The sequence below is a fragment of the Nostoc sp. DedQUE12b genome (assembly GCF_034530835.1).
GTDB lineage: Bacteria > Cyanobacteriota > Cyanobacteriia > Cyanobacteriales > Nostocaceae > Nostoc.
The window spans coordinates 1-14222 of the sequence record NZ_JAVRCI010000128.1 but is presented as its reverse complement, the minus strand read 5'-3'; the positions used below and the strand labels follow the sequence as shown (position 1 = coordinate 14222).

At 39.8% G+C, this 14222-nt stretch carries 14 protein-coding genes and 2 pseudogenes; 15 read left to right on the top strand and 1 reads right to left on the bottom strand.

Annotated elements, in window-relative coordinates:
- From RMY16_RS31785 to RMY16_RS31755, 7 genes are all read left to right on the top strand, one after another.
- Window positions 1–116: photosystem II protein D1 (locus RMY16_RS31785; RefSeq protein ID WP_292728576.1), on the top strand; the 116-nt coding region annotated here is incomplete at its 5' end.
- 168 nt (window positions 117–284) lie between these two features.
- Window positions 285–1373 (top strand): chorismate synthase, encoded by a 1089-nt coding sequence (gene aroC, locus RMY16_RS31780; RefSeq protein ID WP_322739707.1) that lies wholly within the window; start codon window positions 285–287, stop codon window positions 1371–1373.
- A gap of 128 nt (window positions 1374–1501) precedes the next feature.
- Window positions 1502–3295: a hypothetical protein gene (locus RMY16_RS31775; protein WP_322739706.1), complete on the top strand. Its 1794-nt coding sequence runs from the start codon at window positions 1502–1504 to the stop codon at window positions 3293–3295.
- 325 nt (window positions 3296–3620) lie between these two features.
- Window positions 3621–3875: a SemiSWEET transporter gene (locus tag RMY16_RS31770; RefSeq protein ID WP_322739705.1), complete on the top strand. Its 255-nt coding sequence runs from the start codon at window positions 3621–3623 to the stop codon at window positions 3873–3875.
- 21 nt (window positions 3876–3896) lie between these two features.
- A complete protein-coding gene (locus RMY16_RS31765) occupies window positions 3897–5552 on the top strand; it encodes a radical SAM protein (protein ID WP_322739704.1) in 1656 nt (551 codons plus the stop codon).
- Between the two features lie 92 nt (window positions 5553–5644).
- Complete coding sequence (locus RMY16_RS31760) at window positions 5645–5833, top strand: CPXCG motif-containing cysteine-rich protein (RefSeq protein ID WP_012411100.1); 189 nt, start codon at window positions 5645–5647, stop codon at window positions 5831–5833.
- 19 nt (window positions 5834–5852) lie between these two features.
- A complete protein-coding gene (locus RMY16_RS31755) occupies window positions 5853–6296 on the top strand; it encodes an SRPBCC family protein (protein WP_322666331.1) in 444 nt (147 codons plus the stop codon).
- Window positions 6297–6324: 28 nt separating this feature from the next.
- On the opposite strand, the pseudogene RMY16_RS31750 reads toward RMY16_RS31755, so the two are convergent.
- Window positions 6325–6780, bottom strand: a pseudogene (locus RMY16_RS31750) (SDR family NAD(P)-dependent oxidoreductase).
- A gap of 328 nt (window positions 6781–7108) precedes the next feature.
- Here RMY16_RS31750 and RMY16_RS31745 point away from each other — a divergent pair.
- From RMY16_RS31745 to RMY16_RS31715, 8 genes and pseudogenes are all read left to right on the top strand, one after another.
- Window positions 7109–7300, top strand: a complete 192-nt coding sequence (locus RMY16_RS31745; RefSeq protein WP_322666329.1) for a chlorophyll a/b-binding protein — start codon at window positions 7109–7111, stop codon at window positions 7298–7300.
- A 322-nt stretch (window positions 7301–7622) separates the two neighbouring features.
- A complete protein-coding gene (crtW, locus tag RMY16_RS31740) occupies window positions 7623–8384 on the top strand; it encodes a beta-carotene ketolase CrtW (RefSeq protein ID WP_322739703.1) in 762 nt (253 codons plus the stop codon).
- 118 nt (window positions 8385–8502) lie between these two features.
- Entirely contained in the window at window positions 8503–9483 is a 981-nt protein-coding gene (gene cofG, locus RMY16_RS31735) for a 7,8-didemethyl-8-hydroxy-5-deazariboflavin synthase subunit CofG (RefSeq protein ID WP_322739702.1), read from the top strand.
- A 186-nt stretch (window positions 9484–9669) separates the two neighbouring features.
- Window positions 9670–9909: pseudogene (locus tag RMY16_RS33245) on the top strand (tetratricopeptide repeat protein); the annotation flags it as partial.
- A gap of 15 nt (window positions 9910–9924) precedes the next feature.
- A complete protein-coding gene (locus RMY16_RS33240) occupies window positions 9925–10080 on the top strand; it encodes a hypothetical protein (protein ID WP_416211725.1) in 156 nt (51 codons plus the stop codon).
- Window positions 10081–10342: 262 nt separating this feature from the next.
- Complete coding sequence (hflX, locus tag RMY16_RS31725) at window positions 10343–12088, top strand: GTPase HflX (protein WP_322739709.1); 1746 nt, start codon at window positions 10343–10345, stop codon at window positions 12086–12088.
- Window positions 12089–12535: 447 nt separating this feature from the next.
- Complete coding sequence (locus RMY16_RS31720) at window positions 12536–13417, top strand: 2OG-Fe(II) oxygenase (protein WP_322739701.1); 882 nt, start codon at window positions 12536–12538, stop codon at window positions 13415–13417.
- Between the two features lie 446 nt (window positions 13418–13863).
- Window positions 13864–14222, top strand: a 359-nt coding sequence (locus RMY16_RS31715; RefSeq protein ID WP_322739700.1) for a hypothetical protein, incomplete at its 3' end; no start/stop codon positions are given.

Sequence of the window (14222 nt, the reverse complement as noted above, 5' to 3'; positions counted from 1 at the left end):
GCGCTAACCTGGGTATGGAAGTAATGCACGAGCGTAATGCTCACAACTTCCCTCTCGATTTGGCTGCTGGCGATTCCGCTCCTGTAGCTCTTACTGCTCCTGCTATCAACGGTTAATTCTGAAGTTTAGCTAAATGAGAAAGCGCCCTCTGGTAACGGAGGGCGCTTTCTTATTTGTATAGGTAAAGGCTATACGTCAAACATTGCGAGTGCCAAAGCATAAAAATTAACTTTTGCACAAACTCTAGGTAAAATACATAAGCCTCATCCTTTTTCTTTAAGATCATGGGCAACACTTTTGGTCATCTATTTCGTATAACTACTTTTGGTGAATCTCACGGCGGTGGTGTGGGGGTTGTGATTGATGGTTGTCCTCCACAACTAGAAATTTCGGCAGAAGAAATTCAAGTAGAATTAGATAGAAGGCGTCCGGGACAAAGTAAAATTACCACACCTCGCAAAGAAGCCGATACTTGCGAGATTTTATCAGGTGTATTTGAAGGCAAAACACTAGGAACGCCTATAGGAATTTTGGTACGGAACAAAGACACTCGTTCCCAAGACTACGACGAGATGGCCGAGAAGTATCGCCCTTCTCACGCGGATGCAACTTATGATGCAAAATATGGCATTCGTAATTGGCAAGGCGGGGGTAGATCGTCAGCGCGTGAGACAATTGGCAGAGTAGCAGCAGGTGCGATCGCTAAAAAAATTCTCCGTCAAGTTGCTAATGTCGAAGTTATCGCTTACGTCAAGCGCATCAAAGACTTGGAAGGTGTAGTCGATCCAAATACCGTTACCTTAGAACAAGTGGAAAGCAACATCGTTCGCTGCCCCGATGCTGAATGTAGCGATCGCATGATTGAATTAATTGAGCAAGTTGGGAGACTTGGTGATTCTATCGGCGGTGTGGTAGAGTGTGTAGCGCGTAATGTGCCGAAAGGTTTGGGCGAACCAGTATTTGATAAATTGGAAGCTGATATCGCTAAAGGTGTGATGTCTCTCCCTGCTAGCAAAGGCTTTGAAATCGGTTCCGGTTTTGGCGGGACGCTGTTAACCGGAATTGAGCATAACGACGAATATTATATTGATGAAAATGGTGAAATTCGCACTGTAACTAACCGTTCTGGTGGTATTCAGGGGGGAATTTCCAACGGGGAAAATATCATTTTACGAGTTGCGTTTAAGCCGACGGCGACAATTAGAAAAGAGCAAAAAACAGTAACTCGTGAAGGTGAAGAAACGCTATTAGCTGCGAAAGGACGGCACGATCCTTGTGTGTTACCGCGTGCAGTTCCAATGGTGGAGGCAATGGTGGCGCTGGTGTTGTGTGACCATTTGTTAAGAAATCATGGACAGTGTAAGGTGTTGTAGGGATTATACTTGGACTTTCATAAAATATTTATGCTTCGGGGGTGAGTGTCTGACTCGCCCTTTTTTATCTGTATTGCTATAGTAGCGGATAAAACATTTAACTACGTGCGATCGCATCTGTTAGCAATATGAATAAAGAGTCTCAAAATCGCTTAGAACACTTTGCTACTTTAAAGTCCAAATACCAAGCAACTCAATATGAAGATTCATTACCCGCTAGTTTGCTGTATCTCATACTACGAAAACTTGACTTAGGAATTGAACTCCTTGACTTAGAATCTAATTGGTTGGGAGAGTCTCAGCTTAAGGAGACTTTAGAAGCTATCAAGCAAGACCAGAAACATAAAGTACAAGAATTCAGAAATCTAGAATTTGAATTCTCTAAATTAAAGTCTAAGTACAAAGCCACAAATTATAACGTTTCCTGGCAATCTACTCATCTGTATTTCATACTTTTGAAACTTGAATCAGGAAATTTACTCACTGATTTAGAAGTTCAATGGCTGAGAAGAAGTGGTTTATATGAAACAAATCAAATTGCTCAAGAAGTAAAGCGATTTACTCAACTTAAATCTCAGTACAAAGCTACTCAATATCAAGACTCATATCCTGATAGTTTCCTGTATCAAATACTAAAAAAGTTAGAGGTTACAGAACGTTTAAGTGATTCTGAATATAATTGGCTGCTCAATAACCAACTCTTGGAAACAGCAGAAATTTTTCAACAACAAGAGTCAGTAAAAGAAACTCACTTTGCTCAATTACGAGATAAATACCAAGCAAATAAACACCTGGATTTATCATTGTCGAGTCCACTATATCCAATACTGCAAAAGATTGATGCAAAAGATAATTTGAGTGAGTCAGAAATTAACTGGCTAGAACAGCAAGGACTTAATGAAACAATTATCATTGCTCAAGAATTGGAACAAACACGAGAATTTGCTGCTTTGAGATATAAATATAAAGTAACTCGTTATGAGGATTCATCGCCTAAAAGTCACCTGTATAAAATTCTCAAGAGGCTTGAGTTTTCTAATCAGTTAGGCGAACAGGATATTAACTTTCTCACAAAACGCAAGCTGACTGAGATTATAGAAATTGCAAATGAAAAATACGCCTTTACCCTAAAATATAAGATCGATTTAGGAGAACTACTTAATGAATCAGAAATTGACTGGCTACAAAATAATAGACGTGAAGATATCATTATTCTTGCTCAACAAAAGCACTTCGCTATTCTCAAGAGAAAATATAGATTGATATATCTTTCACTTGCGCTAGAGCCATTTTACGCGATCATGGTCAAATTAGAGAAAAAAGAACGGCTAGATCCTAAGTTGGTTTTGCAGCTTATGGAAGAGGAACTATTATCTCCTGGCGGGAAAATTGCTCTTGCGTATTACAGGCTAGAAGCAGAGTTTTATGAGCAGGAATTTCACCGCACTGGAAATAAATGGGATATTCCCACCGTTAGTAGTTATTGGCGCAAAGCAGATGAACCTGAACAGGCATTAAAACTTACTAAATTAGACTTAAACCAAATCAAAGAAAGCAAGCTAAAGTCAGCAATTTCAGTTACTAGAGGTGCAGCATTCAGAGATATGGATAACTTAGCTGATGCAGAGATTTGTGCGAACAAAGCTATGGAGTATCACCCTCATAGTCATCAACCTTATACCTTAATGGGTGCTATATGTTATGACAAAAGTGACTATGCAAAAGGAGATTATTGGTATGAAAAAGCAATAAAACGCGGTGCTAAACCTGAAGATATAGATAATGAGAGAAAACGAGTAGTCAGGAGTACAAAAGATGAGAATAAACGACATGAAGCAGCAGAATATTTACTTAAAAAAGATTCACAACGATATGCTTGGGCTAAGTCTTATCTCAAAAAATCGTCAGACAATGCTAGATAAACTGGCTTGTATCACCAAACTACCAACATGACCAGATTTATTCATGTCCAATTTGCCAAATTATCATCAGAAGAGTTCACGCCTTTACTATTGCAGTTATCCCGTGAATAATTAATCGCTTTTGCTAGTGTCAATCATATATGATTTAATGATTAGCGTAGAGCTTAAAGGAGAAGGGAACAGAGTCAAACTCATTTCCCTTTTTCTTTTTTATACTTTATTACTCACGTTAAAAGGTAAAATAGAAGACATTGATACAGGATAATAAAAATCAGTTTATAAGTTTTTTAACTAATAAAAACTTTATTTTATAGGTTTGCATCACATGGATTTTCTGACAATTATAGGATTAGCTGCCGCCACAATAACCACAATCTCTTTTTTGCCACAGATGTTTAAAACATGGCAAACAAAATCAGCAAAAGATGTTTCTTTGGTGACGCTGATTACATTCATAAGTGGTGTTTTTTTGTGGCTAATCTATGGAATTTATTTACAATCCTTGCCAATTATTCTTGCTAACGCCATAACATTGATTTTTAACTTAATTATTCTATGGCTTAAAATTAAATATAGATAAACGTGTCTCTAACAAACACCTGTGACATCATCTGTATTTGACTCTGAACGCCTTCTCTTTACACCTACTACCCCAGACACCAACGCTATCCCCATAGTCTTCGCCTTTCCCAACGAGTACAGCGTAGGTATCACTAGCCTTGGCTATCAGGTAGTTTGGGCAACCTTGGCAATGCGTGATGATGTGCAGGTGAGTCGCCTGTTTACAGATACTCACGAACCACTCCCCAGAAAGCCGGAAATTGTGGGATTTTCTATTTCGTGGGAACTGGATTATGTGAATATTCTAAATTTGCTGGAATCTTTAGAAATTCCGATTCGGGCAACCTCTCGTGATGATTCTCATCCGATAATTTTTGGTGGTGGCCCAGTTCTCACTGCTAACCCCGAACCTTTTGCAGATTTTTTTGATGTCGTTTTACTGGGAGATGGCGAAAGCCTGTTAGGGAATTTTATTGAGGCTTATAAAGAAGTAAGAAATGCCTCAAGACAAACTCAACTCAAAAGACTTGCACAAATACCAGGAATTTATGTACCTAGTTTGTATGAGGTGGAATATCACACAAGAGATGGTGAAGTAAAATCAATTAAACCAATTTCTTGCGAAATTCCCGCCGTGGTACAAAAGCAAACTTATCGGGGAAATACACTATCGGCTTCTACTGTAGTCACCGAAAAAGCCGCATGGGAAAATATTTACATGGTGGAAGTGGTGAGAAGTTGTCCAGAAATGTGCCGCTTTTGTTTGGCGAGTTATCTCACACTGCCTTTTAGAACAGCCAGTCTGGAAGGCTCATTAATTCCAGCGATCGCCAAAGGTTTAGAAGTCACAAATCGGCTAGGATTATTAGGGGCTTCAGTAACTCAACATCCAGAATTTGAGGCGTTGCTAGATTATATTAGTCAGCCAAAATATGATGATGTCCGTCTCAGTATTGCCTCAGTGCGAACCAATACTGTAACAGTCCAGTTAGCAGAAACTTTGACAAAACGAGACACGCGATCGCTTACCATTGCTGTAGAAAGTGGTTCTGAAAAAATCCGCCAAATCGTCAACAAAAAGCTGCATAACGACGAAATTATCCAAGCGGCGATAAATGCCAAAGCTGGCGGATTAAAAAGCTTGAAACTCTACGGAATGGCAGGAATTCCTGGTGAAGAGGCAGAAGATTTAGAACAAACCGTGGCGATGATGCGTAATATCAAAAAAGCTGCGCCAGGATTGCGCTTAACATACGGATGCAGCACCTTTGTGCCTAAAGCACATACGCCGTTTCAATGGTTTGGTGTGAATCGCCAAGCAGAAAAACGGTTGCAGTTTTTGCAAAAACAGTTAAAACCGCAGGGGATAGAATTTCGCCCAGAAAGCTATAATTGGTCGATTATACAGGCTTTGTTATCGAGAGGCGATCGCAGACTCTCCCAACTCCTCGAACTTACTCGTGACTTTGGCGATTCCTTAGGTAGCTACAAACGTGCTTTCAAGCAACTCAAAGGACAAATCCCCGACTTAGATTTCTATGTCCACGCCGAATGGTCAACAGAACAAGTATTACCCTGGAGTCACTTGCAAGGGCCTCTGCCACAGTCTACACTACTAAAGCATTTGGCTGATGCTCAAAGTTATATCAATCCATCTCCAAAAGAATTACAGCCAGTACTGGGGACTAGGAACTAGAGACTGGGGACTGGGGACTGGGAATTAAAAGTTAATATTCGATATTCTAATGCCCCGTGCCCAATACCATTGAATTCATAGCTGAAAACTTGATGCAAAACACAGCTGAGTATTACTGCGCCTATTGCGGCGAACCGAACTTAACTTTTATTGATTTGAGTGCTGGAGGACAGCAATCTTACGTTGAAGATTGTCAAGTTTGTTGTAACCCAAATATTTTGTATGTGCGGGTTGATGAAGATACCCTAGATATCGAGATTGACACCGAGTCCGAAAGTTGAATTTTAGCTTTTTCTTTCCATGCTGCACTTTAAACATTCCTCAATAATTAATGCCTCACCAGAAGTAGTTTGGAAATTTCACGAAAGGCCAGATATTTTGCAACTGTTGAATCCCCCTTGGCAGCCAGTCCAAGTGGTTCGTCGTGAAGGAGGGCTAAACGTGGGCGCTATCACCGAATTTCGCCTATTTCTCGGCCCATTACCTTTAACTTGGTTAGCGCGTCATACTGAATGTGAAAAATATCGCCTGTTTACCGACGAACAGATATCTGGGCCTTTTGAATCTTGGATACATCGACATGAATTTGAACTGGAAGCTGGCAAAACTAAGCTCACTGATGCTATTTCCTTTTCTATGCCTGGCGGAGGAACAGTTGAATTTGTCAGTGGTTGGTTAGTGCAAGTCCAACTAGAAGCAATGTTTCGCTATCGCCACTATGTAACGAAACGAGAATGTGAGTAACAATAGCAAAATGTGCTGGTAGCAAAAATTAATTATCTTGATTTTTCAACCCTTGCCGCGAAACCCACTTTATCAAACTAGGAAATAAGCGATACAAAGCTTGCGATAAATTCGCAGAACCAACCATCACTTCTGACTTCTTATTCTTGACTGCATCCCAGATAGAATTTGCCACATCTTCAGGCTTCTCTACCACCGGATTTTTCAGCACATTCTCAAGCTGTCCACGACGAGTTTGAGTATCTTGCTCATCCTTGCCCCGAAAAACAACTGCCCGTTCCATGAAAGTGAGATGGGTCAGTGACATCGCAAGTAACCGTTAATGGTGCTACACGGCCAATGCTTTGCACCTCCTGCACTAAGGCTTCAAACGGTCAGGATGACGAGCTGCAAGTACCAAGTCATATCCTTGCCGCGCAAATAAAAGAGCCGTTGCTTTGCCAATGCCTTCAGAAGCACCTGTAATCAGTACCGTAGGAGTCATACTTTAAGTCTGAAAAACCTATTTACTGTTTATTAATCTCGGTAAGAACACTCCAGAAACCTTCTAACTTCCGTTAGATTTTTTCTCAGAGCCAAAATATTTTTTTAGTGATATGACAAGTTTTCATGAGCAATTATTTGGTAAAAATACCTCTGAGCTATAGGCTAATAAAAGCTATTATTGAACTTTTGTTAGATAAATATTTCCTAAACTCCTTAAAATCTCATTCTTTAGAGTAGCTTCTACTTTGAAACTAGAGACAGATAGCGCCCAATAGGTAAGTTAAGTAATATGAACTAAGTAAATAGCATCTTAAGGGAACTTAACAATGGCACTTTATCCTAGTGATAAAACTGAGACGGCATACAATGGCAAAGACCGCAATGCTGGTGATCTTGGGCTAACTCCTCAGTCTGAACTTTGGAACGGTCGCTTGGCTATGATCGGTTTTCTAGCTTACTTACTTTGGGATCTCAATGGTTATAGCGTAGTGCGGGACGTACTTCATCTCGTCTCCTAAACTCCCCGCTAATTATTGACCATCTTTGTTGCAGGCTAAGATTATATCCAAAGTATCAAAGATAAGACACTGGTTATAGTAGATACTAACTTTTCCAGTGCCTTTACTTGTATCACTCAACCTTCCAACCGAAAACAGTTTTTAGACTAGCAGTTGCTTGTGTAATACTAGTTAAAGTATCTTAATATTTATACATACTTTTGAGCATTGGTATTGTCCAGTGTAAAACATTGACCACTAACAGATTTTCTCGGTTAGTTGTTTTTGTCATAACTATATATATTTTTGGAATTTTCACCTGAATGCTAGGCGGAGTAAAAGCGTGATCCAGTTAGAACAACCACCCAGTCATCAAACAAAACTGACTCCAGTAGTGAGAAGTAAATCTCAGTTTAAGGGGCTTTATATTGCTATTGTCATTGTTAGCGCATGGGTGATTAGCCTGAGTTTATTACTTACCCTTGATATCTCCAAGCTAAAATTTTGGATGTTATTGCCTGTTATATTATGGGGAACATTTTTATATACCGGATTATTTATTACATCTCATGATGCTATGCATGGGGTAGTATTTCCCCAAAACCCCAAGATTAATCATTTTATTGGAACATTGACCCTATCCCTTTATGGTCTTTTACCCTATCAAAAATTATTGCAAAAACATTGGGTACATCACCACAATCCAGCAAGTCAAATAGACCCAGATTTTCATAATGGTAAACACAAAAACTTCTTTGCTTGGTATTTTAATTTTATGAAGGGTTACTGGAGTTGGGGACAAATTATTGCTCTGACTCTTATCTATCAATTTGCTAATCGCATCCTTCATATACCTCATGCTAATCTAATAACCTTTTGGGTGCTTCCTTCGCTTTTAAGTTCATTCCAATTATTTTATTTTGGTACTTTCCTTCCACATAGCGAACCAAGCGGAGGCTATATTCAGCCTCATTGTGCCCAAACTATTAGCCGTCCAATTTGGTGGTCATTTATCACGTGCTATCATTTCGGCTACCACGAAGAACACCACGAGTATCCTCATATTCCTTGGTGGCAGTTACCAGAAATTTACAAAGCAAAATAGTTCTTGTTTTTCTAATAAATTAAGTGGGCGTGAATAATTAAAGGTTTGTAGTCAGTGTATCCAGCCCTTAAAATAAGTCTGAAGCTGCTTACTAAGAGCAAATTTATTCTGCTTATTTATGTTAATTAATAATTCTCGTGTTGTAACTTATAGCCCTGCTTATACAATCGTTCCCACTTACGAGTGCTTTAATCGGTGTAGCTACTGCAACTTTCGCAGCGAACCGGGTAAAAGTCCCTGGATGAGTATTTCAGATGCAGACAGTATTTTAAAACCACTTCAAAACGAAAAAGTTTGTGAAATCCTCATACTTAGCGGTGAAGTACATCCCCATTCGCCAAAGCGTCAGGCCTGGTTTGGCCGGATTTATGATTTGTGTGAATTAGCGCTTTCAATGGGGTTTTTACCTCACACAAATGCAGGGCCACTGAGTTTTGAAGAAATGCAAAAGCTTAAGCGTGTGAATGTTTCTATGGGGCTGATGTTGGAACAGTTAACGCCAACATTGTTAAATAGTGTACATCGGCACGCACCGAGTAAATTACCAGAAGTCCGTTTACAACAATTGCAATGGGCGGGAGAGTTGCAGATTCCCTTTACAACTGGGTTACTATTGGGAATTGGGGAAACTATAGATGATTGGTGGGAAACATTAACAGCTATATCTCAACTGCATCAACGTTATCACCACATTCAAGAAGTTATCTTGCAACCTCATAGTCCAGGACATCAGCAAACCTTTGATGCACCACCTTTTAACCCTCATCAGTTACCAGAAGTAATTGCTAAAGCACGTCAGATTTTACCGCCAGATATTACTATTCAAATTCCGCCGAATTTAGTTAAAGATGACCAATGGTTACTCGCTTGTATCGAAGCTGGTGCGCGAGATTTGGGTGGAATAGGGCCAAAAGATGAAGTCAATCCTGATTATCCTCATGTTCAGGAACAGGCATTAAGAGAAATTTTACAGCCCGCGGGGTGGGAATTAATGCCCCGTTTGCCAGTTTATCCGCAATTTGATAGCTGGTTGTCGGGAGAATTACAAACAGCAGTGAAGCACTGGCGCAAGACTCTAACCCCAGTTTCTCTTTTATAAGAATAGGGAAGTAAAGATTTTCCCATTTCGTAGTAGTTTTTTTGTTGACGAGTATTTGAGGTGCGTTCATCCACCTTTGAACTCGGTTAATGAACCTCTGAACTCCATTAATGAGCCTTTGAACTCCATTAATGAACCTCTGAACTCCGTTAATGAGCTTTTGAACTCCGTTGACGAGTATTTGAACTGGGAAATTTACTATTTGCTGCTAAGGAATATGAACAAGCGATCGTATCCTACGACCAAGCACTGAAATTTAAACCAGATGACCACGCAGCTTGGTATAGCAAAGGCAATACATTAAGGAATGTAGGATGCAATGAAGAAGCGATCGCATCCTACGATCAAGCACTGAAATTTAAACCAGATAAACACGAGGCTTGGTATTATCGGGGCATTACATTAACAAATTTGGGTCGCCGTAAAGAAGGATTTGCCAGTATGAATAAAGCTGCTGAAATCAACCCTAAATTTGTGATAGAGCAGTTCAACTGTCAGAACAAACAAGTTATTGCTAGTATGCTGCAAAAATTCGGATGGGAAAAATTAACTCAGATGTGGATAAGTTTATTGAAGATGATTGGTATTAGACGCTGATTTAATGTCTTTAATATCAACAACATCAGCGCTCACAGAAACATTATTATAAGCAATTTTCCAATAGTGATCGCAATCTTATTTCCACTGAAATACTAACTCAAATTAAAAGCGATGTCCATGATACATTACTAAATATAAAGTTAACTCACGTCAACTAATTCACAACGCATCCCTCAAAGGAGAGAGATAGGAGCCTAAACCCTGTTGTAAAATAGACCTATAAGGATTCGGGGGGCCATTTAACTGGTCATAAACGCCTATAGAAACTATTTTTGGAAATCTCCAAGGTCTGAAGTCCAGCCAGCTGAAGCAACTACAGCGGCTGTATCACCAGCGCATACCAGGTGATCGCATCACCACGCCTGAGTTTTCCCAGCGTCTGGCAGCAATTAGCACAGAAGTCAATCAGCCTGTGTGCGCCTACATCAACCGTCGCGGACAAGTGATTCGCGTCGGCGTAGGCACACCACGCCAAACGCAAATACCACCGATGGAATTGCCCCGTTACGGTGCAGAACGACTCAGTGGTATTCGTTGTATTGCCACCCATCTTAAGCCAGAACCGCCCAACGAAGCGGCGCTTACGGCTATGGCACTACAACGGTTAGATGCCCTAGTTGTCCTAAATATTACCGGAACCGGATTTACACGGCGGGGAGGCGGTGCGACTGGGTATGTCAAAGAAGCTTATCTAGCTCATCTGACACCCCAAGAGTCTCGCACCCTGATTACTAGTCCTGCTGCTCCCAAGATAGGGGAGAGCCAAATCCAATCCCCAAGTTGGAATATATCGCCACCTCTAGACTTGGACGATCTGGCAGACCAGGATTTAGTAGACTTGGTAGAAAATCTGGAAGCGGAATTCCAGCGGGAATTTATCGCCCAGGAAGTAGATGCTGACCACGATCGCGTGCTGATTGTGGGGCTGATGACTAGTGAGATGACTCCCCTACAATTCCAAGATACCCTAGTGGAATTGGCACGGTTAGTTGATACAGCTGGGGGAGATGTATTACAGACAATACAACAAAAGCGATCGCGCGTTCATCCTCAAACCGTAGTTGGCGAAGGTAAGGTGCAAGAAATTGCCCTAACTGCCCAAACACTAGGAGTTAACCTCGTTGTCTTCGACCGCGACCTCTCACCCTCCCAAGTCCGCAACTTAGAAATGCAAATTGGTATCCGGGTAGTTGACCGCACCGAAGTAATTTTGGATATCTTTGCCCAACGCGCTCAATCTCGTGCCGGTAAGTTGCAGGTAGAACTAGCACAGTTAGAATACATGCAACCGCGACTGGCTGGTAGAGGCCGCACCATGTCCCGATTGGGTGGTGGTATTGGGACTCGTGGCCCTGGTGAAACCAAACTGGAAACTGAACGCCGTGCCATTGGCCAGCGCATATCCCGACTGCAAAAAGAAGTAACTCAGTTGCAGGCCCATCGTTCTCGGTTACGGCAACGAAGACAGCATCGAGAAGTTCCTTCAGTCGCTTTAGTTGGATATACCAACGCTGGCAAATCCACTTTGCTGAATGCTCTCACTAATGCAGAAGTTTATACAGCCGACCAGTTATTTGCCACTCTCGATCCCACCACGCGCCGTCTGGCGATTCCTTATGGGGAAACAAATGAACATCAGGAAATTCTGATTACAGATACAGTGGGGTTTATACATGAACTGCCTGCATCATTAATGGATGCCTTCCGCGCCACCTTGGAGGAAGTCACAGAAGCCGATGCCCTACTACATTTGGTAGATTTGTCTCACCCAGCTTGGTTGCGTCATATTCGCTCAGTCAGAGAAATTTTGGCACAAATGCCAATAACTCCTGGCCCAGCGCTAGTGATTTTTAACAAGATCGATCAAGCTAATAGTGAGACACTAGCCCTAGCTAGAGAAGAATTCCCCCTCGCCGTATTTATTTCTGCAAGTCAGCGCTTAGGATTAGAAACCTTACGTCAGCGCCTTGCCAAACTGATTGAATACGCCGTTGACTCCCAGTAAATGCTGAAATAAGTTTTTAACTTCTACTTGAAAATGCCGTAGTTACTATTAACTACGGCCTTTTCTATTAAAAACAATAGATATTTTTGCTTTACTCTTTGCCAAAGCTTTATCGGATTATGTGGAATTTGCTGAATGACAATATTATAAAAGACGTGTTAGAACAATTGATTAATGGTATTTTTCTGTTTATAGCTGATACAGTAATTAAATTTATTCACAAAATAAATTTTAATAACGTATCAGGATTTAAGCATTGAACTTGTTCTTAATTAATTTTATACAGCAAAATTTAGAATTCAGAAGTAAAACACGCTCTATATCTGGGTAACAGACTTAGCTTGTGTACCTCACAACTTGAAATTTGCTGTAAGTACTGTATTAACCTTTCAGAATGAATTTTAGAGTTATCTCATTTATCAACATTATAGAAAGAAAGGTATATATATGCAATTAGCTTCACAGCAATTTGAGTCGAAAGATGTCAAAGTACAGCTTCTTTTAACTGGAGGACATCAATACACCATTTATTTAAAATCGGATGCACCTGTACTGCATAGCCTTTTAACAACAGTTGTAGCTCGTGCCTACAAACAAGAATCTGAGTTACACAATTTATTCCAAATTCCCATCGATGAAGGTCGCTCGGTTTTATGTTTTCCTAGCGAATATCTTATAGGCGTGGTTACAGAACCCCCAATCTTTGTACAGCAATCAGAGAAAGTACAATTGCAAAATGATTATATTTTGGCTTCTGATTATATACAAATAGATAATTTTCTTAAACCAGAAGAACACAAAAGTTTACTCAAATACGTCCTAGAAAAAGAGTCGGATTTTTTGCCAAGCAATACTTCTACCAACGATGTTAACTACCGCCAATCAATGGTTGTCTATTCATTTGCTGAATTTTCCGAACTGATATTAAAGAGAATTCAAGCAATGATTCCTGATATTATAAGCAAATTAAACTTACCATCATTTTCTGTATCACAAATTGAAAGTCAACTCACTGCACATAATGATGGTAACTATTACAAACTTCATAATGATAATGGCAGTTCAGATACTGATACTAGAGAACTAACATACGTTTATTACTTTTATCAAGAACCAAAATCATTTTCTGGTGGAGAGTTGCTGATCTACGACAGCAAAATTGAAAATAACCTATATGTAAACGCTGAGACATTCAAAACAGTCGAACCTCGCAACAACAGCATTGTATTCTTCCTCAGTCGTTATATGCACGAAGTACTGCCTGTGAATTGTCCCTCTCAAGCTTTTGGAGATAGTCGATTTACTATCAATGGTTGGGTGCGTAGATAAGCAAATTCAGTATAATCACTGTATACTACTACCGTGAATATTTAATTTTAGGGGAGGCGATCGCCTCCCCTAAAGTATTGTAAACTCATAGCCAATCGACTTCCTGAATAATATCTTTAATTTAATTCAAAATAGTCTATCAAGATTACTTAAGTAATTTATTTATAATTTTAAAGCAAAGATTTAATTTTTCAATTAAAGCTACGACAATTACGTATTTTAAGCAAAAACTTTTCATAGTAAAAGTACTGAATTATTGTAAAACAATTGCGGTAAACTCATTTATTTATACTCTATTAAATTTTAGATAAAGTTTAACAAAATAGTATTAAATCTAAACTTTTTGTGCCATTTTAGATTAGTTAGTGATGTTTAATAGCACTCATATCAACATCATTATTAAGAGTTTTTCCATATCTTGTTTAAGACACAGAGGTTTGATTTACATGTCTCAAGCATATTCAAAAAAAATAGTTGGCTATATAACCTGTGGCCTATTATCATTCAGCTTAGCTGTAGGATCGCAAATGCCTCAAGCACAGGCAGGAAATGATAATGGCAACAACAACAAAAATTCACCAGCACCCGCACCAACACCTTTAGAAGCTGCCAGAGAAGCATATAAAAAATCAGTTATTCAGATGAACCAGACAGATGAACTAGCAAAGCTAGTGAAAGCTGATTATGAGAAATCTCAGAAATATGCTGACAGCAAGAAAGCTGATACTGAGAAATCTCAGAAAGATACTGACAGCAAGAAGGTCGATTATGAGAAATCTCAGAAAGAGGCTGACAACAAAAAAGC